The 23,109-nt window shown below is 56.9% G+C and carries 22 protein-coding genes; 10 read left to right on the top strand and 12 right to left on the bottom strand.

The window, feature by feature from the left end; genetic code table 11:
* Positions 1-45: 45 nt before the first annotated feature.
* From ACR0EK_RS03075 to ACR0EK_RS03105, 7 genes are all read right to left on the bottom strand, one after another.
* Positions 46-624 (bottom strand): holin family protein, encoded by a 579-nt coding sequence (locus ACR0EK_RS03075; protein WP_480564897.1) that lies wholly within the window; start codon positions 622-624, stop codon positions 46-48.
* A complete protein-coding gene (locus tag ACR0EK_RS03080; protein WP_480564900.1) occupies positions 615-1,226 on the bottom strand; it encodes a holin-associated N-acetylmuramidase in 612 nt (203 codons plus the stop codon). Before ACR0EK_RS03080 ends, ACR0EK_RS03075 begins: the two co-directional genes overlap by 10 nt.
* Positions 1,227-1,342: 116 nt before the next feature.
* Positions 1,343-1,789 carry a cytochrome c maturation protein CcmE gene (gene ccmE / locus ACR0EK_RS03085; protein ID WP_209504023.1) on the bottom strand — a complete coding sequence of 149 codons (447 nt, stop codon included), beginning with the start codon at positions 1,787-1,789 and terminating at the stop codon, positions 1,343-1,345.
* A 7-nt stretch (positions 1,790-1,796) separates the two neighbouring features.
* On the bottom strand, positions 1,797-2,825 hold the full coding sequence (gene argC, locus ACR0EK_RS03090; protein ID WP_480564903.1) for an N-acetyl-gamma-glutamyl-phosphate reductase: 1,029 nt from the start codon (positions 2,823-2,825) through the stop codon (positions 1,797-1,799).
* Between the two features lie 94 nt (positions 2,826-2,919).
* A complete protein-coding gene (gene murI / locus ACR0EK_RS03095) occupies positions 2,920-3,729 on the bottom strand; it encodes a glutamate racemase (protein ID WP_480564906.1) in 810 nt (269 codons plus the stop codon).
* Positions 3,730-3,737: 8 nt separating this feature from the next.
* Positions 3,738-4,616 (bottom strand): lysophospholipid acyltransferase family protein, encoded by an 879-nt coding sequence (locus tag ACR0EK_RS03100; RefSeq protein WP_480564909.1) that lies wholly within the window; start codon positions 4,614-4,616, stop codon positions 3,738-3,740.
* Positions 4,617-4,694: 78 nt separating this feature from the next.
* Positions 4,695-8,114, bottom strand: a complete 3,420-nt coding sequence (locus ACR0EK_RS03105; protein ID WP_480564912.1) for an indolepyruvate ferredoxin oxidoreductase family protein — start codon at positions 8,112-8,114, stop codon at positions 4,695-4,697.
* A gap of 169 nt (positions 8,115-8,283) precedes the next feature.
* Here ACR0EK_RS03105 and ACR0EK_RS03110 point away from each other — a divergent pair, with 169 nt between their 5' ends.
* The 6 genes from ACR0EK_RS03110 to grxD all read left to right on the top strand — a co-directional run bounded on the left by ACR0EK_RS03110 (position 8,284) and on the right by grxD (position 15,295).
* Positions 8,284-9,192: a LysR family transcriptional regulator gene (locus ACR0EK_RS03110; RefSeq protein WP_480481095.1), complete on the top strand. Its 909-nt coding sequence runs from the start codon at positions 8,284-8,286 to the stop codon at positions 9,190-9,192.
* Positions 9,193-9,461: 269 nt separating this feature from the next.
* Positions 9,462-11,708, top strand: a complete 2,247-nt coding sequence (locus ACR0EK_RS03115; RefSeq protein ID WP_480564915.1) for a mechanosensitive ion channel family protein — start codon at positions 9,462-9,464, stop codon at positions 11,706-11,708.
* 180 nt (positions 11,709-11,888) lie between these two features.
* Entirely contained in the window at positions 11,889-14,048 is a 2,160-nt protein-coding gene (purL, locus tag ACR0EK_RS03120) for a phosphoribosylformylglycinamidine synthase subunit PurL (protein WP_480564918.1), read from the top strand.
* Between the two features lie 135 nt (positions 14,049-14,183).
* On the top strand, positions 14,184-14,420 hold the full coding sequence (locus tag ACR0EK_RS03125; RefSeq protein ID WP_267363417.1) for a BolA/IbaG family iron-sulfur metabolism protein: 237 nt from the start codon (positions 14,184-14,186) through the stop codon (positions 14,418-14,420).
* A gap of 235 nt (positions 14,421-14,655) precedes the next feature.
* Positions 14,656-14,946, top strand: coding sequence for a hypothetical protein (locus ACR0EK_RS03130; RefSeq protein WP_480558487.1), 291 nt, complete (start codon positions 14,656-14,658; stop codon positions 14,944-14,946).
* On the top strand, positions 14,933-15,295 hold the full coding sequence (gene grxD, locus ACR0EK_RS03135; protein WP_480481103.1) for a Grx4 family monothiol glutaredoxin: 363 nt from the start codon (positions 14,933-14,935) through the stop codon (positions 15,293-15,295). Before ACR0EK_RS03130 ends, grxD begins: the two co-directional genes overlap by 14 nt.
* 6 nt (positions 15,296-15,301) lie before the next feature.
* Here grxD and ACR0EK_RS03140 read toward each other — a convergent pair whose 3' ends face one another.
* Genes ACR0EK_RS03140 through ACR0EK_RS03150 form a run of 3 tightly spaced genes read right to left on the bottom strand, consistent with a single transcriptional unit; the run spans position 15,302 to position 16,784 of the window.
* Positions 15,302-15,649, bottom strand: a complete 348-nt coding sequence (locus ACR0EK_RS03140; protein ID WP_480558491.1) for an MliC family protein — start codon at positions 15,647-15,649, stop codon at positions 15,302-15,304.
* Positions 15,646-16,041 (bottom strand): cell division protein ZapA, encoded by a 396-nt coding sequence (locus ACR0EK_RS03145; RefSeq protein ID WP_480472573.1) that lies wholly within the window; start codon positions 16,039-16,041, stop codon positions 15,646-15,648. Before ACR0EK_RS03145 ends, ACR0EK_RS03140 begins: the two co-directional genes overlap by 4 nt.
* Positions 16,041-16,784, bottom strand: coding sequence for a hypothetical protein (locus tag ACR0EK_RS03150; RefSeq protein WP_480564922.1), 744 nt, complete (start codon positions 16,782-16,784; stop codon positions 16,041-16,043). Before ACR0EK_RS03150 ends, ACR0EK_RS03145 begins: the two co-directional genes overlap by 1 nt.
* A 236-nt stretch (positions 16,785-17,020) precedes the next feature.
* On the opposite strand from ACR0EK_RS03150, the gene tkt reads away from it, so the two are divergent.
* Complete coding sequence (tkt, locus tag ACR0EK_RS03155) at positions 17,021-19,045, top strand: transketolase (RefSeq protein WP_480564925.1); 2,025 nt, start codon at positions 17,021-17,023, stop codon at positions 19,043-19,045.
* Between the two features lie 57 nt (positions 19,046-19,102).
* On the opposite strand, the gene ACR0EK_RS03160 is transcribed toward tkt, so the two are convergent.
* Positions 19,103-20,062 (bottom strand): DUF808 domain-containing protein, encoded by a 960-nt coding sequence (locus ACR0EK_RS03160; RefSeq protein WP_480564927.1) that lies wholly within the window; start codon positions 20,060-20,062, stop codon positions 19,103-19,105.
* A 181-nt stretch (positions 20,063-20,243) separates the two neighbouring features.
* Between ACR0EK_RS03160 and gap (ACR0EK_RS03165) the strand changes: the two genes are divergently transcribed.
* The 3 genes from gap (ACR0EK_RS03165) to gap (ACR0EK_RS03175) all read left to right on the top strand — a co-directional run bounded on the left by gap (ACR0EK_RS03165) (position 20,244) and on the right by gap (ACR0EK_RS03175) (position 22,547).
* On the top strand, positions 20,244-21,245 hold the full coding sequence (gene gap, locus ACR0EK_RS03165; protein WP_267363431.1) for a type I glyceraldehyde-3-phosphate dehydrogenase: 1,002 nt from the start codon (positions 20,244-20,246) through the stop codon (positions 21,243-21,245).
* Positions 21,246-21,316: 71 nt separating this feature from the next.
* The gene (locus ACR0EK_RS03170) at positions 21,317-21,460 is read left to right on the top strand and encodes a hypothetical protein (RefSeq protein ID WP_209596120.1); all 144 of its coding nucleotides are present in this window, start codon (positions 21,317-21,319) and stop codon (positions 21,458-21,460) included.
* An 82-nt stretch (positions 21,461-21,542) separates the two neighbouring features.
* Positions 21,543-22,547 (top strand): type I glyceraldehyde-3-phosphate dehydrogenase, encoded by a 1,005-nt coding sequence (gene gap / locus ACR0EK_RS03175; RefSeq protein WP_480564930.1) that lies wholly within the window; start codon positions 21,543-21,545, stop codon positions 22,545-22,547.
* Here gap (ACR0EK_RS03175) and coaD read toward each other — a convergent pair.
* Complete coding sequence (coaD, locus tag ACR0EK_RS03180; RefSeq protein ID WP_209596116.1) at positions 22,539-23,030, bottom strand: pantetheine-phosphate adenylyltransferase; 492 nt, start codon at positions 23,028-23,030, stop codon at positions 22,539-22,541. The genes gap (ACR0EK_RS03175) and coaD overlap by 9 nt on opposite strands.
* Positions 23,031-23,109 lie beyond the last annotated feature (79 nt).

Raw genomic sequence — 23,109 nt, forward strand, 5'->3', positions numbered from 1 at the left:
GGGCCATGACCTTTAGCTTGATCTGTACGCACAAAGTGTCGCGGGTCAGATACCGCGAAGCTTTCGCCAATCGTTTAACGCCTGGTTTTCCTCGGGACGTATGACATCGCTGTTCAGCACAGCATCCGGACCGGGATCAGCAACTCCCGGGCTGTCGCTCTGCATCGTGCGCAAGGCCTCGATATTGCTCATGACCGTTGGCAGTTGCGTCATGGTTGAGCGGATATCCCGCTGAAAATCCTGCATTTTACTTTGATGACGCGCGCCAAAGTAAAACGATACGATCACGCCCAGCAACCACCACAGCGGCTCTGGGACCAAGGCTATGCCCTGCATCCGTGCGGCAAACCATATTGGGTCGACCATGGCGGCAACAAACAAGCCAAGCGTTCCCAATGCCAGCGCCGGGCGCGGTAACCTGTTCACGCCGTCCATGACACGGTCAAAAAGACCCTTCTGAGGTGCCTGAAATTCGCTACCGAACTGCACCATGGCCTGAGTTTGAATCTCATTGGCGCGTACTGCGCCTGCTTCGGTGTTTTCACGATAGAGTTCTGCGGTTTCCTGTAAGACGTTGCGCCCGTTACCAAACAAAAGCGCCAGCACACCTGAAATCAGCCCCATGCCGCGATCCTTCTGTTAAAATCGCTGTCCGACAGGTGATAACGCGGCGAAAGGAACTCTTCCGACCGTTTTATCCAGCCACCTTTGCCGCCTGATCGGCTACGCGCGTATTTTCTGGATGCAGGCCGCCGATCAGCAAGGTGAAAATAGTAGTTTCGCCGCGCAATTCCGTAAGCGTCGCGCAAGACGTCAGGCTCTGGCTGCGCCGCGCTTTGGCAGGCCGCCACGGTTTGCGGGCCTATCACGCCGTCGGCGGTGACGTTAAACCCCATTTCCTGTAGCAGCCGCTGAAGGATCTTCACCGCCTGCGCACCGGCATTCACATACATGTCGAAAACAGAGGCATGCAGGGTTTCGGGCAGCTCAACAATGCGCGGCTTGTCGAAATAGTGCCGCACAAAAATGTCGACCGCTTGCCGACGGGACAATGCGCGCACATCCGCCTCGTCAACCCGACCGTCGCCAGTCAGATCCAAACCCAGCCTGCGCAGGGTGTGAATCGTGACCCCGAACTTGGTTGCCCCGCCCGGATCGTCGGGGTCATCAACAAAGCCCCCTTCACGGGCCACAATCTCTTTGGCAATTTGCCGAACCGTTTGCATACCACCCTCGTAACGTTAGGTGGCCACACCGTTTCCGACAGAAATTAATGATTTAAAACGAAACGGAGCGCTGCATGCACCATGCACGCAACGCTCCGTAACAGAGTCAAACGGCTTCAGCTTTCTTCCGCGCCTTTGTAGACACCTTGCTCTTTCAGAGCGTCCATGACCTCTTTCGGCATGTAGGTTTCATCGTGTTTGGCAAGAATTTCAGTCGCTTCAAAGACTCCGTTCACGTAACTGCCTGTGCCGATCATCCCCTGATTTTCCGAGAAAAGGTCAGGCAGAACACCTGTGAACGAGACCGGAACGCTTTCACCACCATCCGTTACAACAAAACGAATGGTTTCGCCCTGTCCGCGAATGATCGAGCCTTCTTCGACCAAGCCGCCTATCCGGAACACCTCGGTTGGTTTCGGCGGCTCGGCAATCACCTCACTGGGTGAGCGGAAAAAGTTGATCCCGTCCTGCAATGCCCAGCCAATCAACGCTGTTGCCGCCACCAAGGCAACAACTGCCACCAGAATGACTTGTACGCGCCGACGTTTCTTGAGCGTTTTCATACCATCCTCACGGGAAAAGCGGGGCCATCATCAGGCCCAGAGTTTCATCTTCACCTAACATCAGGTTCGCGTTCTGCAAGGCTTGCCCACTGCTACCTTTTGTCAGGTTATCCAGCGCTGCAATTGCAATTGCGCGCCGCTCAATCCGATCCGCCACAACACCGATGTGACAGAAATTCGACCCCCGCACATGGTGGGTCGAAGGGGTCTCACCCATCGGCAGCATCTGGATGAACGGCTCGTCCGCGTAGGCTTTGGCAAGCGTTTCGTAGATGCTGTGCGGGTCACCCTTCACATAGGTTGTGGCCAGAATACCCCTGTTTGCAGGGATAAGGTGGGGCGTGAACTGCACATGCACAGCCCGACCGGCAAGTTTCGAAAACTCCTGATCGAACTCTCCAAGATGCCTGTGTGTCCCGCCGACGGAATAGGCATTGCTGCCTTCGCTCAGTTCAGCGTGCAGCAGGTTTTCCTTCAGTGACCGCCCTGCCCCTGATACGGCGCATTTCAGATCAAGAACGATATCGTCCAGATCAATGACCCCGGCAGATATCAGTGGCCGCAGAACATATTGCCCGGTCGCCGCATTGCACCCGGTACCCGCAACAAGCCGTGCCTCCTTGATGTCTTCGCGGTAGAACTCGGTAAGACCATAAATCGCCTCTTCCTGCTGTCTTAGCGCGATATGCGGATTGCCGTACCATTTTTTGTACTCGTCGGGGTCTGCCAGCCGGAAGTCTGCGGACAGGTCAATGATTTTCAGGTCTTTCGGCAAGTCCCGGATCACTTCCTGACTGGTTTTGTGCGGCAAGGCGCAGAAACACAGGTCGACCTGAGAAAAGTCGATCTCGGAGATTTTGCACAGATCAGGCAAATCCATGTGGCGCAGATGCGGGAAAACCTGCGCCATTGTCATGCCAGCCTTACGTTCGGCGGCCAGCGCGACGATATCCATGTTCGGGTGCTCGGCAATCAGCCGCACCAATTCAGCGCCGGTATAGCCCGAAGCGCCCAAAATTGCGATTTTATGGGTCATGTCAGACCTCTTTCACTTGAGTGTCACATGTTTCGACCGCCGATGCGACGGCCTTGAAATAAGGGAAGCAAAGCGGCTGCGTCCTTGACCTAAGTCAGGCAGCCTGGAAGGTGATTTGTCGTCGGAGGAACTGCGTCGCCCGGTCGCTTACCACATTGGGTTTGCCTGTTGTCAGGAAACCACTCGGGCCCTCACCCAACATGCTGGGGTGACGTTGAAGGTAATCTGCCAGACTGTCAGCAACAAGCGTCCCCTGGCTGTAAACCTGCACATCTTCACCCAACGCCGCCTGAAATGCTTCGGCCATCAACGGATAATGCGTGCAGCCCAGAATAGCGGCCTGAGGTTCCGGCATCTTGCGTTTCAGCGCATCCACATGGCTGCGCACCAGGGCTTCGGCCAGGATCATGTCGCCGTCTTCTATGGCATCCACAACGCCGCCACAGGCCTGTGCCTCGACATCTACACCGATAGCCCGAAACGCCAATTCACGCTGAAAGGCCCGGCTGGACACGGTGGCAGGCGTTGCAAACAACGCCACATGTTTGACGGCCACTTCGCGCGGCGGAGAATTGTCACCCCATTGCCGTTCGGTCAGCGCTTCGATCAACGGGACAAAAACACCAAGAACGCGTTTGCCGCTGGGCACGCCCTCTTCCTGCATGCGCCGCAACGCTGCGGCGCTGGCCGTGTTGCAGGCCAGAATCACCAGGTTGCAGCCACGCGACCACAGATCCTGAACCGCCTTGCGGGTCAGCTGATAGATATCCTCGGCATCACGCACACCGTAAGGCGCGTGTGCACTATCTGCAAAATACAGGAAATCAACGTCCGGCAGACGTTGCTGCGCGGCACTCAGGACGGTCAGACCGCCCAAACCGGAATCGAAGATACCTACTGCCATTAGATCCTTCAGGCGCGATGCCGTTCCTCAAACTCATAGCCGTAATCATAAGACTTCAACGGCGTTGGAGACAGCTCATACGTGGCTTTGCGCAGGAAATCCATCATCTTGCGTGTATCCTTGCTGAGCGGGTCCAGAATGTCACGGCCTATCGGCTCTCCGATCACGACTTTCACCGGTGTATCAACGCGTTTCTTGAATTCTTTGATCAGCAGGCCCATCCGCAAAGTACTGTGCAGATGGCTGGCGATCTGAAACAGACGAGAGGTGTGGCCATCAAAGAAAACCGGAACAACCGTGGCATTCGATTTGGCCACCATCCGCGCGGTAAACCCGCGCCAACCCGGATCCATGGGGTGGGAGAACAGCTTAACCCCGGTGCTGACCGTCCCGCCGGGGAAAATGCCGATCGCCCCGCCTTCGCCCAGATAGTTGAGCGCGGTTTTTCGGGTCTCAAGGTTCAGTTGCATCGCCTCTTTCGTTTCATCAAACGAAATTGGCAAAATGATGCGATTCAGGTCTTCGGCCTTGCGAAACACCCGATGAGCCAGAATGCGGAAATCTCCCCGCGTTTCGGACAGGATATGTCCCATCATCAGGCCATCCAGAATTCCGTAGGGATGATTGGCAATCAGGATCAGAGGACCGTCTTTCGGAATATTCGAAAGCGATCCCCCCGCCACGTCCAGAGTCAGCCCATAGCGTTCGACCATCACGGCCCAAAAGTCGCGCCCATTGGCAACTTCTTTCTCGTACCCGTCCGCGCGTTTGATCAGGCGCATACGGCCCGTCGTGTTCTCCATCAGCTTGATAACCATCCGCCCGCCTTTGGTTTCGGCGGAATGCGCGTAGGAAATGTCGCGAACGGCATGACGACGAGAAGGCATATGGGTCTCCGGCTTGCTGCCTGCAAAATAAGTGCAAGTAACAATTTTGCCTAGCTATCGTGACACGCTTGTGACGTTTTATTCCGCCGCGGCCTGCAACCCTGCCCCTCCGCCGCGAATGACGGCCAGCAATTCCTCGCGCCGCTTGGCTGCTTTGGCCTCGTTCGCGCGCAATACGGGGCCAAACCCACGGATATCCAGCGGCAAACGGGCCAGGGCGGCAATCGCATCGCGTGTGGTCTGCGACACACGCGGCAGAACCTCGCGCATGTCCTTTTCATATTGACGGATCAACGCACGCTCCATCCTGCGTTCCGACGAATAGCCAAAGATGTCCAATGGCGTACCGCGCAGCACCTTCAACCGGGTCAAAAGCTTCAGTGGGCCAAGGATGGCTTCGCCAAACGCACGTTTGCGGGGTCTGTCGTTGCTGCCCGATCCCCCCAAAAAGGGTGGAGCCAGATGGAACGTCATCTTGAAATCGCCATCGAACTCGGCAGCCGCTTTGTCACGGCTTGACAGAAGAAGGCGCGCGACTTCGTATTCATCCTTGTAGGACAACAGCTTGTGATAGCCCTTTGCCACCGCTTCGCGGATATCCGCATCCTCAACACTGTCGACCAGCTTGCGATACCGCTTGGCCAGCCGCGCACTTTGGTAGTCGGTCAGGTGGCTTGCGCGGGATTCGATCTTCTGATCCAGCGATTTGGGCATCTCGGTTACGGTCGGGGACAGAATGGACTGTACCTCTGCCGGATGCAGAACCGCCCAACGCCCGATATCAAACGCACGTTTGTTCCGTTCAATCGTAGTTCCGTTCAATTCGATGGCATCAAAGATCGCCTGATGGCTGACGGGCAACAACCCGCGCTGCCACGCTGCGCCAAAAATCATCATGTTGGAATAGATCGAGTCGCCCATCACGGCGCGTGCCAACTCGGTCGCGTCAAACAGCGAGACATCTTCTTTCAGTCGTGCTTGAAGAGCCAGTTCCAATTGATCGGCGGGAATGCGGAACTCGGTATTGCGCGTAAAGTCGCCTGTAACCGTCTCATGGCTGTTCACAACGGCGCCTGTACGGCCAGTGCGGGTCAGGCCCAATGTTTTGGCTCCGGCGGATACCACCAGATCACCGCCGATCAGCGCATGGGCTTCGCCGGTTGCGACACGGATGGCGCTGATGTCTTCGGGTGCGTTGGCCAGACGGCAATGGATGTGGACCGCGCCGCCCTTCTGCGCCAAGCCCGCCATTTCCATCATGCCCGCGCCTTTGCCGTCAATCTGGGCAGCTTGCGCAAGGATCGCACCCAGCGTGACAACACCGGTTCCCCCGACACCCGTGATCACCACGTTATGCGTACCGCTGATTTTGGGCAGCACCGGCATCGGTAGATCGGGCAAGTCGATTTCGGTTGTTGCCTCTTTGCGGATCTTCGCCCCCTCAAGCGTAACGAAGGACGGGCAAAAGCCGTTCAGGCAGGAATAATCCTTGTTGCAGCTTGACTGATCGATGGCCCGCTTGCGCCCGAGTTCTGTTTCCTTGGGAACGATCGACACGCAGTTCGATTGCACCCCGCAATCGCCGCAGCCCTCGCAAACATCGGTATTGATAAACACACGCTTGTCCGGGTCCGGGAACGTGCCGCGTTTGCGGCGGCGGCGCTTCTCGGCCGCACAGGTCTGAACGTAGACAATGACCGAAACACCCTCGATCTCGCGGAACTTCTCCTGCACCTGCATCAGTTCCGCACGCTCGAATGTCTGAACACTCGACGGCAGAGCCTTGAAGTTCACGTCTTCCTTTTCGTCATAGACCAGAGCAACCTCACGGACACCCATGGCTTTGACTTCGGCAACGATCCGTTCTGCGGTCAGATCGCCTTCATTCTCCTGCCCGCCCGTCATGGCGACGGCATCGTTGAACAGGATCTTAAAGGTGATGTTCGTGCCTGCAGACAACGCCGCGCGGATCGCCTGAACGCCCGAGTGGTTATAGGTGCCATCGCCAAGGTTCTGGAACACGTGTTTGGTGGTCGAAAACGGGGCCTCACCGACCCAGTTCGCGCCTTCACCACCCATCTGGGTAAAGCCCGTGGTGTTCCGGTCCATCCACTGCACCATGTAATGACAACCGATCCCTGCATAGGCACGGCTGCCATCCGGGACTTTGGTCGAACTGTTATGCGGGCAGCCCGAGCAGAAGTACGGAAGCCGCGTTGCAATTTCCTGCGCATTGTCGGCCCGGCGCGCCTCGGACAAAGAGGCCAGCCCGGCCCGAATACCATCGGTTTCACGCCCTTCTTCGATCAGGATCTCACCCAGCTTTTCAGCAATCATGATCGGGTCCAGCGCGCCACGGGTCGGGAACAGTTCATCGCGGTGCAACGTACCGGCGCCGCCCTTGTACCACCCATAAACCCGGCGACCGCGGCGGTCGTCAAAGATAGCTTCTTTGACCTGAACCTCGATCAGCTTGCGCTTTTCCTCGACGATCACGATCAGGTCCAGCCCTTCGGCCCAGTCGTGGAACCCGACCATGTCCAGCGGGAAAGTCTGCCCCACCTTGTAGGTCGTGATCCCCAGCCGTTCGGCTTCGGATTCATCGATGTTCAACAGCGACAGCGCATGGGTCAGGTCCAGCCAGTTCTTGCCCGCGGCAACAAACCCGATCTTTGCACCCGGTTTGCCCCAAATCCGCTTGTCCAGCTTGTTGGCATGCGAAAACGTCTCGGCTGCAAACCTTTTGTAATCGATGACGCGCGTTTCTTGCAGGTGCGGCGTGTCCCCAAGGCGAATATTCAAACCGCCCTCCGGCATATCGAAATCAGGTACGGTAACCTGCATTCGGTCGGGGCGACCATCCACAACCGAAGTAACCTCGATTGTGTCCTTCATGGTTTTTAGCCCAACCCAAACCCCGGCAAAACGGCTAAGCGCAAAGCCGTATATTCCGTAGTCGAGGATTTCCTGCACGCCCGCCGGGCTGACGACCGGCATATACATATCTACCAGTGACCATTCGGACTGATGCAACACGGTCGAGCTTTCGCCGGTATGGTCATCACCCATCGCCATAAGCACACCGCCATGCTTGGCGGTTCCGGCCATATTCGCGTGGCGCATGACGTCACCGGATCGGTCTACACCCGGTCCCTTGCCGTACCAAAGCCCGAAAACCCCATCGAACTTGCCGTCGCCGCGCAAGCCGGCCTGTTGGCTGCCCCACAGCGCCGTTGCCGCCAGATCTTCGTTCAATCCGAACTGAAACGTAACATCGCTTTCGGACAACTGCCTTTGCGCCCGCATCATCTGCTGATCAACAGCGCCAAGTGGCGAGCCACGATATCCAGTCACCAGCCCCGCCGTGTTCAGTCCCGCCTGCCGGTCTCTGGCCTTTTGCATCAGCATCAACCGGACAAGCGCCTGTGTTCCGTTCAGAAGAACGGGGCTTTTCTCAAGATCGAACCGGTCGTTTAACGTAATCTGTGGCTGACTCATCAGACGTCTCCCCTCGCCAGATCAGTGTGCATGTACTCAGCGCATTTTAGGTCATAATTTCTGACCTGTATAGGTTTTATGCACTGAACTGTAACGATTTCGGCCTTTGATTGTAGAACTTGTTACCTGTTTCATATAGGCGTTCGAAAAGATAACGAAAGTTGCGGCGATGGATTGGGACAAGCTTAGAATATTTCACGCGGTGGCCGATGCGGGCAGCCTCACACATGCCGGGGACAAGCTCAATTTGTCTCAATCCGCCGTGAGCAGACAGATCCGTGCGCTGGAAGAGTCGTTGGATGCCACCCTTTTTCACCGTCACGCCCGGGGGCTGATTCTCACCGAACAGGGTGAATTGTTGTTCGACGCCACATCCGCCATGTCAAAACGGCTGGACGCAGCTGCCGCACGCATTCGCGACAGTGAAGAAGAGGTCTTTGGCGTTCTTCGGGTCACGACGACCTTTGGGTTCGGCACACTGTGGCTCGCCCCTCGCCTGCCCAAGCTTTATGAACAATATCCTGATCTGAACATCGACCTGATGCTGGAAGAACGAGTTCTGGACCTTCCCATGCGAGAAGCGGATGTCGCCATTCGCATGAAGGAACCCAGCCAGGCAGATCTTGTGCGAAAACGCCTGATGACGGTTCAGATGGCGCTTTACGCGACGCACAACTACATCGAAGCCCATGGTGGAATGCTGAAATCTCTGGAGGATATCCAAAATCACCGGCTGATCTGTCAAACACCCGCGGCACCCCAGGTGGGCGCCAGCGCGGCCATGGTTCGCCACCTTATGACCTACAATCCCGCATCCCTGTTGACGGTAAACAACTACTTCGGCGTCCTTCAGGGAGTGTTGCACAATCTCGGCATTGGGGTTCTGCCAGATTACGTCACACAGGATTTCCCGCATCTTGTGCCAGTTCTGTCGGATGTCGAAACCGCTGACGTGCCGGTCTATCTGGCTTATCCCGAAGAACTCCGACACTCCAAACGTGTCGGGGCGTTCCGCGACTTTGTGCAGGACGAGATCATCGCACAGCGCAAACAACTGAAAAAGATGGGAAAACTTTAGCTATGCATAAATGGCATAGCGGGCATGAGGACATTTCAGGGTTAAATTCCTTGAACGTTTACAATCTGACCCCTAAATGAGCACTCGAAGGCGGTGATGCTGAAACGCTCATCATCTTCATACCTCCCTGTTGGACTACGGCCGAGCTTATTGCTCGGCCTTTTTTTTGCTCTAGGCGTTGCATCAAGTCAGCGAAAGCTCTGGGAAAAATACACGCATAGGCATATGATCCCAAAAAAACGAGATAATTTCGTGTTCGAGGGAGAATCATGTTCCACCCATTCCGCCTTATGTTGGCGATTGTCTGCACTCTATTTTTGGCGGTTCCGCTTTATGCGCAAGATACCGGCTCAACTTCTTCAGTGACCATTCCGGACGATCTAACACCTGAGCAGGTCGATGGTCTGGTTGCCCGCATGTCAGATGACCAGGTGCGCGCCATTCTGTTAGAGCGCCTTGATGCGGTCGCCGAAAAGCAGGCTGCCGAGAAGGCGAACGTGGAAGACCCGCTGACCGAAATCAGTGAGATATGGGCCGAGATGGTCTCGTCCTGGACACATGTTCTGACCACGCTTCCCAATATTGTCACGGCACAGATAACTGCGTTTGGCAATTTCAGCGACACGTTTGGAACGTCCGGCGTCCTTACCCTGTTTGGGCTTATTCTTTCTGTGTTGATTGCGGGTTTCATAGCCGAGAAACTGTTCATTTTCCTGACCCGTCGCTGGCATGAAGCGACCGAAGTTGGGGATGAGGCCGATCTCAGGGGCGCCATCAGTTACCTGTTCCGCAGGTTCTGCCGCGAAATTGCCGGGCTGATCGTGTTCTATGTTGTCATTCGCGCGATTGGTCGCGGGCTTCTGACACCCGAACAGATCACCTATGCCGCTCCGTTTGTTTTCTATTTGATCTGGATTCCACGCCTGGGGGCTGCGGCCTCACGTTTTGTTCTGGCACCGGAGAAGCCCAAATATCGGTTGGTGAGTATTGACGACCATTGGGCAAAATATCTGCATCGCAATCTGATCGGGCTGTTGATCCTGATTGGGTTCACACTGTTTGTTGTGCGCTTTAACGCTCTTAATGGCGTGACAGGTGACGATACACGCATCGGCTTCTGGCTGAACGCGGCAACCCATGTCTATATCGCTATTATCGCATGGACCGCGCGCGAAGGGTTGTCTCAGATGATGCTGGGAACAGATCCGGATCACACGAAATTCGATGAAGAAGTTGCGCATTATTATCCCTACTTCGCCATTGGTGTTTCGGTGACAATCTGGCTGCTGGTCGAATTCCTGGTCGCACAACGCGATCCATCGACGCTGAGATTGTTGGGTCGTGGTGCGCATTTCACAACCATGTTCTGGTTACTGATTGCCCCTGCTCTCGACACTTTGATCCGCGGGCTGGTACGCCATTTGCAGCCACCAATGTCAGGCGAAGGCCCGCTGGCCGAACGCGCTCATCGCGCGGCCAAGCGCAGCTATATCCGTATTGGGCGGGTTATTGCGGGTTTGGTCGTGGTTTTCATGATCGCCCGCGCGTGGCATCTTGACCTGCGCAATGTCGCCTCGGCCGGTGTCAGTGCCGAAGTTGGCGGCGCTGTCATTGAATTCCTTCTGATCATTGCGGTCGGCTACATCCTGAACGAGGTTGTTTCACTATGGATCAACCGCAGGCTGGCCAAGGAACAGACCGCAGCTGAAGCAGTCGACGAGGAAGCAAGCGGTGAAGGCGGCGGTGCCGGAGGCTCTCGTCTGGCGACGGTCCTGCCGCTGATGCGGATTACGGCCCAAGTCACAATTTCGGTAATCTTTGGCCTGCTGGCCTTGGGTGCGCTGGGTATCAACATCACACCGCTTCTGGCCGGTGCCGGTGTTCTGGGTCTGGCCATCGGCTTTGGTGCTCAGAAACTGGTGGCGGATATCGTGGGCGGTGTTTTCTTTCTGGTCGATGATGCCTTCCGCGTCGGCGAATATGTCGATGTGGGCGGAACCACCGGAACGGTCGAAAAAATCTCGATCCGTTCAATGCAACTGCGTCATCACAGGGGGCCTGTGCACACAATCCCTTATGGTGAAATCCAGAAGCTGACGAATTACAGCCGTGACTGGGTGATCATGAAGCTGAAGTTCACCGTGCCCTTCGATACCGATCCCAACAAGGTCAAGAAAATCTTCAAGAAGATCGGGGCCGAAATGATGGAGGACGAAACCCACAAAGAAGGCTTCCTGCAACCCTTCAAGTCTCAGGGTGTGTTCGACTTCGACGATGTGGGCATGATCATTCGCGGTAAATTCATGGCAAAGCCCGGCAAGCAGTTCACCTTGCGCAAGGAAATCTTCAACAAGGTCAAGGCCGAGTTCAAGGCCAACGGCATCGACTTTGCCCGCCGCGAGGTGCGCGTTGCAATTCCCGGACTGGAAGAGGTCGAGCATCTGACGCCCGAGCAGAAGACTGCTGTTGGCGCCGCAGCTGCTGCCGAGGTCAACAAAGACCAGGGATCGGCGTAACCTTCGGGGTTTACGTCGGCGATTTGCAGCAGGACTGCTGTGCGGTTTTTCGGAACCGGCCGTGATGCCGGTTCCGTTTTTCTTTGAAAGACGCGACCTGCGCCGACTTGACCCTTTCCACACGCGCGTGCTTGCCCTACAAGGCGCGCAATCTCGGCCCACTTGGACACAGGACAGAAGATGCAAGAGCCCGCCATCACACCCGATCTGATTGCCGCACATGGGCTCAAGCCCGAGGAATACGACATGATCCTCGAGATCATCGGGCGTGAACCGACCTTTACCGAGCTTGGCATTTTCTCGGCTATGTGGAACGAACATTGTTCTTACAAGTCGTCGAAGAAGTGGTTGCGCACTCTTCCGACCTCGGGACCTCAGGTCATTTGCGGACCGGGCGAGAATGCCGGTGTCGTGGATATCGGCGACGGTCAGGCCGTTGTTTTCAAGATGGAAAGTCACAATCACCCGTCTTACATCGAGCCCTATCAAGGCGCGGCAACGGGTGTCGGCGGCATCCTTCGGGACGTGTTCACCATGGGTGCCCGCCCGATCGCTTCGATGAACGCGCTGTCCTTCGGTGAACCCGGCCACCACAAAACCCGCCAGCTGGTCAACGGCGTGGTCGAAGGCATTGGCGGCTATGGCAACTGTTTCGGTGTGCCTTGCGTTGGGGGCGAGGTCCGCTTTCACCCGGCTTACAACGGCAACTGCCTTGTGAACGCCTTTGCCGCCGGTTTGGCCGACAGCGACAAGATTTTCTACTCTGCCGCGTCGGGCGTGGGAATGCCTGTGGTTTATCTGGGTGCCAAGACCGGACGCGACGGTGTTGGCGGCGCGACGATGGCCTCGGCCGAGTTTGACGACACCATCGAGGAAAAACGCCCTACTGTTCAGGTGGGTGATCCCTTCACCGAGAAACGCCTGATGGAAGCAACGCTTGAGCTGATGCAGACCGGTGCCGTGATCTCGATTCAAGACATGGGTGCCGCGGGCCTGACCTGTTCCGCGGTTGAGATGGGCGACAAGGGCGGTCTGGGCGTACGTCTGGATCTGGAAAACGTCCCCCAGCGCGAAGAGAACATGACAGCTTATGAAATGATGCTGTCCGAATCTCAGGAACGCATGCTGATGGTTCTCAAACCCGAACTTGAGGCCGAGGCCCGCGCCGTGTTCGAAAAATGGGATCTCGATTTCGCAATCGTTGGCGAAACCATTGCCGAAGACCGCTTCCTGATCATGCACAACGGTGAGGTCAAGGCCGATCTCGTCCTGTCCAAACTGTCTTCGACCGCGCCCGAATATGATCGCCCTTGGGTGCCGACGCCCGAAGCCGAAGAACTGGCTGAAGTGCCTCAGATCGACCCGATTGACGGCCTGCGCGCCCTGCTATCGTCGCCCAACTACGCGGGCAAGCAGTGGGTTTATGAGCAATACGACACGATGGTAATGGCGGATACAAACCGGACACCGGGCCTGGGTGCGGGTATGGTGCGCGTGCACGGCACCGACAAGGTGCTGGCGTTTACCTCTGACGTGACCCCGCGCTACGTCCGCGCCAACCCGGTTGAAGGCGGCAAACAGGCGGTGGCCGAAGCCTACCGTAACCTGACGGCTGTTGGGGCGAAACCGTTGGCTACCACCGACAACCTGAACTTCGGCAACCCGGAAAAGCCCGAAATCATGGGTCAGTTTGTCGGCGCCATTCAGGGCATCGGCGCCGCAGTCGGCGCGCTGGATATGCCGATCGTGTCAGGCAACGTGTCACTGTATAATGAAACCGACGGTCAGGCGATCCTGCCCACCCCCACAATTGGCGCTGTCGGGCTGCTGAAACACAGTGATGAAATCATCGGCAATGAGGTGCGCGAAGGCCACGTGGCTTTGGTGATCGGCGAAACCAAAGGCCATCTGGGTCAGTCCGCCCTTCTGGCCGAGGTCTTCAACCGAGAAGATGGCGACGCGCCACATGTGAATCTGGACGCCGAGAAACGCAATGGTGATTTCATTCGCGCCAATCGTGGAATGATCAAGGCCTGCACAGACCTGAGTGATGGCGGTCTTGCGCTTGCGGCCTTCGAACTGGCCGAGGCGGCCGGGGTTGGCGTTTGTCTCGATGATGCACCGACGGAATTCCTGTTCGGGGAAGATCAGGCACGGTATCTGGTCGCGTGCAACTTTGATCAGGCCGAGGCGTTGATGATCGCGGCAGGTCAGGCAGGTGTGCCGCTGGTCTCTGTAGGTCGTTTTACTGGAGATACCGTCAGGATCGGCGGTTCGGAGGCCTCGCTAGAAGACCTGACGACCGTTTTCCGCAACAGCTTTGCCGACGCCGTCGCCTGATCAGGCTGAATAAATCTCGCTCGAAACCTGCGTTCTGAATAAGCGCAGGTTTCGTCGTTTTGGCATATTCATGTGCCCTTGCGCGCCCGGTTCAGGCGCTCTACATCTTTGGAAAGACCTTCAGGAGTTACCTACATGCCGATGAGCGCCCATCAAATCGAACACCTGCTGCGAGAAGCTTTTCCTGACGCGGATATTCAGGTCGGCGGCAACGACGGTGTTCATATGTCCGCCATGGTGGTGGACGAGAGCTTTCGCGGCAAAAACCGGGTGCAGCAACAACGCGCGGTTTATGCCGCGCTGAAAGGCAAGATGGATGGCCCAGATGGTGAGCTGCACGCGCTGGCGCTGACGACGAAAGTACCTGAGTGAGTGCAACCGTCTGGATATACGGCATTTGTGGACTGATTGCCTTTGCCGGCAGCGCCTTTATTATCAGATCGGCAATGAAAAATAGGCGCTCCGACAAAATTCGGGGTGTGAAACCTGGTCACGGAGACCAATTGATAGACCACGGAACCGTGTTGGGAGGCGGCGGTGGTCATGTAACCGTGTCTCGGGTCACCAGAGACCCACAGGCCTACGCCAAAGCGATGGTTCCCAAAAAATGAGTTCATGGCAGGTTTGGATATCAGCAATCGCAGCTTTGATAGTTGCCGCCGCGCTGATCGAAGCCTATGTGAAGCGGAACAGAAAACGCAACCTCGCCGACATGCGTCCAGATCCGGGTGAACTCAGCAAAGTGGGCGGCCTTGAGAGGTACGGGCTTGATCCGGTGGAAATGGCGCAGGCCGAACACCGGCGGCTTGAAACGGAAGGATGGGCACCCAGTTTGCCCAGTGATGGAACAATCCCCGCAGGTGCGGATGAAAAGGAAAAACAAGATGACCGACGTTAAGACCCAGATCGACCAAACCGTCAAAGCCAACGATGTGGTGCTGTATATGAAAGGCACCAAGGAAATGCCGCAATGCGGGTTCTCCTCGCGCGTGGCTGGCGTGTTGAACTACATGGGCGTTGAATACACGGATGTGAACGTTCTGGCCGATGAAGAGGTGCGTCAGGGGATCAAGGATTATTCCGACTGGCCCACTGTGCCCCAGCTTTACGTCAAAGGTGAGTTTGTTGGCGGCTGCGATATCATCACCGAGATGACTCTGTCGGGCGAACTGGACGCGTTGTTCGACGAAAACAACGTCGGCTACAACAAGGAAGCAGCCGACAAAATTCGCGAAGCAAACGCGTAATCCAGCCTAACGGCTGGAACAACCCCGGTAGATATCCTGCTCAACGGCGGCGCCTGCCGCCAAATAGCTTACGGACGCGTCCCACCCTTTCGAGCGCAGGATGTAGGTTCCACCATCACCAATGGATTCGTAGCGGATACCAGACCCGCTTTGGACTTGACGCATCACAACCAGAGAATTGTCCACCAAGGTTGCCGCTGCACCCGTACTGTCCGGCGCGTTGAAATAGGTGACAGGCAGCGGTATTCCGTTTTCACAGGTGAAGGTGACAGACAGAATATCGATCTCAGCCAATGCTGTTGTCGCGGGCGCAATCAGCGCCACCGCACAGATGAATTTGCGCAGGAACTTCATCGTGCCTTTTTCTCCTCAACTACTGCGGCCAGCGCTTCGGCCCGTGCGGCCAGTTCGGCCAGCGTATCTGTAACGGATGGTGGAACCACAGCCACTTCAATGCGCTCAGGTTCGGGCGCCGGGGCGCTTCGCAGCGCCTGAAGCTCGGCTTCGGCTTCGGCCAGTTTCCCTTCGAGCGACTTGACCTTGTCCTCTGTTGCCGCAGTCTTGTCGGCCAGCATCAAACCGGCCATCAGCAACATGCGGGATTCCGGCATACGACCGATCTGATCGGACAGCACCTGTGCCTCGTCGTCCAACACTTTGGCGGCAGCGTGCAGAAAGGGCTCTTCCCCGTCTCGGCAGGATACCTCAAAACCGCGCCCGCCGATATGAATGGTCACTTCGGGCATCACTCTACCTCACCTTCAACAAGTTTCGCCTGCGACAGCAGAGGTTCCAACCTTGCAAGAACTGCCTGCGCTTCGGCGGCGTCTGACGCCTGTGCTGCGCGCGTTGCTTCCAGTTCCGCGACGGTGGCCCGGTTCAGCAGCTCGGCATCTGCGACACCTTCGGCGGTGGCGGCGCGCAATTCCTCTATCGCAGTGCGCAACTGCTCGTTTGCCTTGCGCATCCGTTGCAGATCGTCGTCCAGTCGCGACATTGCAGCGCCGTGACTGGTCCGTTCAGCGCGCAGCATCTCAAGCTCGGCGCTCAGGTCGTCGACGCGGACTGTATCTGACAGTTCGTCCTTTAGACGGCTGTTTTCCGCTTTCAGCGCCTCCAGCTCGGTGCTGTTGTCCAATGCGGCCTTGGCTTCGGCCAATTCAGCGCGCGCGGCTTCGACCGTCGCGATTTTCGCACGGGCTTCTTCCAGCTCGGATCGCAGAGCGTCTGTTTCGGCTGTATTGGTCGGAGCGCTTCGCAACTCCTCAAGATCGGCTCTCAGCCCGTCCACTTCCTGTTCGTGCTGTTCCTTTAGGGTTCTCAGACGTTCCTGAAGCTGCGCGTTCGCAACTTTTTCATCTTCAAGCGCTGCCTGGAGGCCGTCATCCGGCCGGGCATCTACGGACGCGCCGCCCAATGCGTCGACGCCCGTTCCGATACGGTCCATCGCCGCAATAATGCGGTGCTGTAATTCCTCAAGTTGGCTCATGCCCCTGTCACCTCTTTATCAAGGTTCATTCTGTTGCGAAGCGATCCGAATCAAAATCGAATCCCGCCTGCCGCCAGTCTAACGGAATGCGACAGAAAATACCCACTGTTTGCTTTCAACTACTTGGACCACGCAGTTCACGCAATCCAAGCGGATAAACCCCGGTTCTGCTTGCACTTTGAGTGCTGAGTGGTATTGAGCCCGCAATCTGCTTTTTATCCAAAGGAACAACGCCCGTGGACCTGACTGCGCTGCGCAATGCCAACCCCGAACACTGGGACAAAGCTGCGGCCATCCGCACATTGACCCTTGATGCCGTCGCCGCTGCAAACTCCGGACATTCCGGTATGCCCATGGGCATGGCGGATGTCGCGACTGTCCTGTTCGAAAAGCATCTGAAGTTTGACGCCTCGGCCCCGAACTGGCCGGATCGCGACCGCTTCATCCTGTCCGCAGGCCATGGTTCGATGCTGGTTTATTCGTTGCTGTACCTTACGGGATATGAAGATGTAACGCTGGAGGAGATCAAGAATTTCCGCCAGCTGGGCGCAAAAACCGCAGGCCACCCAGAAAACTTTCTGGTTGCTGGTGTTGAAACCACGACCGGACCGCTGGGTCAGGGTATCTCGAACGCCGTGGGCTTTGCGATGGCCGAGGAAATCCAGCGCGCGCATTATGGCAAGAAGGTTGTAGACCACTATACCTATGTCATCGCGGGCGACGGCTGCCTTATGGAAGGCGTAAGCCAGGAGGCAATCACCCTGGCCGGTCGTCACGAGCTGAGCAAGCTGATCGTCTTCTGGGACAACAACAACATCACCATCGACGGCACCGTCGACATCGCCGACCGCACCGATCAGGTTCGTCGCTTTGCGGCCTCGGGCTGGCATGTGATCGAAATCGACGGTCATGACCCCAAGGCCATCGACGCGGCCATCGTTCAGGCGAAGAAGTCGAAAAAGCCAACCATGATCGCGTGTAAAACCCACATTGCTCTGGGCCACGCGGCGCAGGACACGTCAAAAGGGCACGGCGCGCTGACCGATGCGGATCAGCTGAAGGCCGCCAAGAAGGCTTATGGCTGGGCGCATGACGCGTTTGACGTACCTGCCAATGTCAAATCCGCATGGGAAGCCATCGGATCACGTGGCGCTGCCGAGCGTGCGGAATGGGAAGCGCGTTTCGCACAACTGTCCGAGCGAAAGCAGGCTGAGTTCACCCGCGCCTATGCGTTCGAGGCCCCCAAGCGTCTGGCCGGAGCCATTCGTGCCTTCAAAAAGCAGATGTCCGAAGACCAGCCGAAACTGGCCACCCGTTCGTCGTCGGAGAAGGTCCTGAACGTTGTGAACCCGATCATGACCGAAACCGTTGGTGGTTCGGCGGACCTGACCGGGTCAAATAACACAAAATCGGCCGATATGGGCGTGTTCCTTCCGGAGAACCGCAAGGGTCGCTATATCCATTATGGTATCCGTGAACACGGCATGGCGGCGGCAATGAACGGCATGGCGCTGCATGGTGGTATCCGCCCCTATGGCGGTACATTCATGGCCTTCACCGATTATGCCCGCCCGTCCATGCGTCTGGCGGCGCTGATGAAGATCCCTTCGGTTTTCGTGATGACCCATGACTCGATCGGTCTGGGCGAAGACGGCCCGACCCACCAGCCTGTCGAGCATCTGGCGATCTCGCGTGCAACCCCCAACACTTTTGTCTTCCGCCCGGCTGACACCATTGAAACGGCCGAGGCATGGGAACTGGCGCTGACCTTCAAGGACAGCCCCTCTGTCCTGTCGCTGACCCGTCAGGGTGTTCCAACGGTACGTACCGAGCACAAGACCAAGAACCTGACCGCTCAGGGTGCTTACGTTCTGGCCGAGGCAGAAGGTAAGCGTCAGGCGATCCTGATTGCAACAGGTTCCGAAGTGTCGCTGGCCATGGAAGCCAAAGCGACGCTCGAGGCCGAAGGTATCGGCACGCGTGTTGTTTCGATGCCCTGCATGGAGCTGTTCGCAGAGCAGGACGAAGCCTACCGCAAGCGCGTCCTTCCGGCAGGTCCGGTCCGCGTTGGTATCGAAGCCGCGGTTCGTGCTGGCGGCTGGGATCGTTGGTTGCTGGGTGAACGTGGCCGCGAAGCCAAAGCCGGGTTCATCGGCATGTCGAGCTTTGGTGCCTCGGCCCCTGCCGGTGAGCTATACAAGCATTTCAGCATCTCCGCCGAAGCAACCGTGGCCAAGGTCAAGGAATTGTTGGGGCTGTAAGCTTATACCAGAACAATCAACCAAAGGGCGGCTTCAGCCGCCCTTTTCCGTTTCTTTTCAGTGCGCTTTGGACTTGCCGAACAAAGGCATGATCACCTTGGTGGCCATTGGGATCAAAACCAGTCCCCAGGCTAGGCCCAGAACTCCGTCCATTGTCGCTTTGGCCAGCCATTTCACCGCAGCGGCCCAGTCCTCGGGCGCTGAATACGCAATCGCTTTGGCCCAGTCATAGATCTGATGCTGCAGCCAACCAAAACCAAGCACTTCCAGACCGTGGATGACAATCGAGCCACCGACCCAAAGCATCGCCGCAGTTCCGACGACCGACAAGGTTTTCATCACAGCCGGCATTGCCTTGACCAGACCGCGACCCAAGCCACGACCAACAGGCGTTGGAGCGTTACTCGCCAGATAAAGCCCAACATCATCCATCTTCACGATCAACGCCACCGAGCCATAAACCACCACAGTCACGCCAATCCCCACAACGGCCAAAGTTGCGGCCTGCATCCAAAGGTTTGGCGCTTCGATCGCCGCCAGTGCAATGGTCATAATCTCGGCTGAGAGGATAAAATCAGTTTTGATCGCGCCCTTGACCTTCTGCTCTTCCAGATGGCCCGGATCCCGGTTTTTCATGTCTTCCTCTATGACGTGACTTCCATGAGGAAACAGAACGTGAAAAATCTTCTCGGCACCTTCAAAACACAAATATGATCCACCCAGCATCAACAGTGGGGTGATCAGCCACGGGGCGAAATTGGCCAGCAGCAAGGCTACCGGCAACAGGAGTATGATTTTGTTGAAAACCGAACCGCGCGCGATACGCCAGATGATCGGCAATTCGCGCGCCGGGGCAAAGCCTTGAACGTATTTTGGTGTTACCGCAGCGTCGTCGATGATCACACCGGCCGTCTTGGCCCCTGCCTTGCCCGCCGCGGCCACGACATCGTCCACCGATGTCGCCGCAACCTTGGCGATCCCGGCCACATCGTCCAACAAGGCCAAAAGACCACTCATTGCGTTTCCTTTCCCAATCACTGCCGCATCTGGACCCTACCTGATCCAACGGCTAGCGCAAGCGTTAGCGCAACCGTCGCAGGTTTGCGCTAACACCTTAAAAATATGCCGTTTTTGCCCTTTTGAGATTCCCATTTCGCCGCTATATGGCCCTCAACGCAAGCGCATCAGGAGACGTCACATGACCATCAAGGTCGGTATCAATGGTTTTGGCCGTATTGGCCGCTGCACCCTGTCGCACATCGCCGCGTCGGGGCGTAACGACATCGAAGTGATCAAAGTCAACGCAACCGGCCCATTGGAAACCTCTGCGCATCTGCTAAAATATGACAGCGTTCACGGGCGGTTCCCGCGCGAAGTTTCGATCGAAGGCAACACAATGGATCTGGGCCGTGGCCCGATGCAGATGTTTTCGACCTACGATATGAATGAACTGGACTGGGAGGGCTGTGACGTCGTTCTGGAGTGCACCGGTAAATTCAATGACGGCAACAAGGCCAAAACACATCTGGATCGCGGTGCAGGTAAGGTGCTGCTGTCCGCCCCCGGCAAGAACGTGAACAAAACCATCGTTTTTGGTGTAAACCACAACACCCTGACCGCGAACGACAACATGGTGTCGAACGGCTCCTGCACCACAAACTGCCTGGCCCCGCTGGCCAAGGTGCTGGACGAGGGCGTCGGCATTGAACACGGTATCATGACCACCATTCACGCCTATACCGGCGACCAGCCCACGCTGGACCGTCGCCACAGCGACCTCTATCGCGCCCGCGCTGCCGCGATGTCGATGATTCCGACCTCAACCGGTGCTGCCAAAGCTTTGGGTGAAGTTCTTCCAAACCTGAAAGGCCGTCTGGACGGGTCTGCCATCCGGGTCCCTACCCCGAACGTTTCAGCGGTTGACCTGACCTTCCGCGCGTCGCGTGACACCTCGGTGGCCGAGATCAACGCAATCGTCGAAGAAGCAGCCAAGGGCCCGATGCAGCGCGTTCTGGGATATGAGCCCGCACCGCTGGTATCAACCGATTTCAACCACACCGAAGAAAGCTCGATCTTCGCACCCGACCAGACCCGTGTCGTCGATGATCGCATGGTGCGCGTGCTGGCCTGGTATGACAACGAGTGGGGTTTCTCGGTTCGCATGGCAGACGTAGCCGTCGCCATGGGCCGCCTTAACTGACCCTTCGGACTTCGCTTGTACGTTGGTGCCCGCTCAGGTTATCTGGGCGGGCATTTTCGTTCGGAACCGACATGAACAATCAAATCGCTATCTGGCTTGGCGTCCTGTTGCTTGGGGGCATGATGCTGGACGTAGCCTTGTATGGAACCGAGCACATGTTGTTCCTCGGTAAGAAGCTATACGACTTTCTGGACTGGCTCGCTTTTTGGCGATGACAGAGGTTTTTCTTGACATTTCGCTTGATCTGTAATTGTTAGCGCTAACTCATATGGCTGAGATATTTGTACGGAGCGAACCATGACCCTGAAACTAGCGATCAACGGATTTGGACGGATCGGGCGCGGGGTTCTGCGCGCGGTGATGGAAAGCGGACGTAAAGACGTTGAAATCGTCGCGATCAACGACTTGGGCAAGCCCGACATGAACGCGCATCTGTTCGAATTTGACAGCGTTCATGGCCGTTATCCCAACCCTGTCACGCTTACAGACGCCGGTCTGGATGTGGGCCGCGGCCCGATCCGCCTGAGCAGTGAGCGTAATCCCGAAGACCTGCCCTGGTCTGATATCGACGTTGTTCTGGAATGCACCGGGGTTTTCCGCACACGAGAAGCGGCTGAACGTCACTTCAAGAACGGATCACGGAAAGTCCTGATCTCAGCCCCTGCACGGGGTGACGGCGGTGTGAAAACCATCGTCTTTGGTGTCAACGATAGCGAACTAACCGCCGACGATCTGATCGTTTCGAACGCATCCTGCACCACGAATTGCCTTTCTCCGGTTGCCGCAGCGCTGGACGCTGGTCTTGGCATCAAACATGGCAACATGACCACCGTTCACGCCTATACCGCCAGCCAGCCTGTGCATGACACGGTTGGAAAAGACCCCTACCTGTCGCGCGCCGCAGCCCTGTCGATGATCCCTACCACAACCGGTGCAGCTGCCGCTGTGGGGCTGGTACTGCCGCAACTCAGGGGCAAATTGACGGGTCAGGCCATCCGGGTACCCACCCCGAACGTTTCGGTCGTTGATCTGGTTGCCGAGGTTTCGCGCCCAACGACCGAAGATGAGGTCAATCAACTGTTCATTGATGCCGCGGCAAAGATCCCCGGTGTTCTGGCCGCGGAAAGCCGTCCTCTGGTCTCGGTCGATTTCAACCACGACTCGCACAGCTCGACGGTGTCACTGGCAGAAACCAAAGTCACCGACGGTACGCTGGTTCGCGTGCTGGCCTGGTATGACAACGAATGGGGCTTTTCAAACCGGATGCTGGATACGGCCGCCGCGATGGGTGCCCTAGCCTAACCGCTCACGCAGTGCGGCATTGACACGGGGCGTGACAAACTTTGACACGTCCCCGTTCAAGCGGGCAATTTCTTTCACCAGTTTTGAAGCAATCGCCTGATGGCGTGCCTCGGCCATCAAAAAGACAGTCTCGATCGAGTCGTCCAGTGCGCGGTTCATACCAACCATCTGGAACTCATACTCAAAATCCGCGACAGCGCGCAAACCGCGGACGATGATCTGCGCACCGACATCCCTTGCGCAATCGATCAATAGATTTTCGAAGGGATGAGCGATAATTTCAGTACCGGTTTGTTCGGTCAGTTCGGCGCATTCGGCCTCGATCATCGCGACGCGCTCTTCCAGCGAGAACAACGGGCCTTTGTCCCGGTTGATAGCGACGCCAATGACCAGTTTATCCACCAATGCAGCCGCCCGGCGAATGATATCGATGTGCCCTATGGTGATAGGGTCAAAGGTTCCCGGATACAAACCAACCCGCATCACGCCCTCCTGCGCAATAAAATTTCTGCGCAAGCAAACACAACTTTGCTGCAGGTGCAAGTGATTGCTTTGGCACCCC

The organism is Ruegeria sp. AE4 (genome assembly GCF_056542185.1).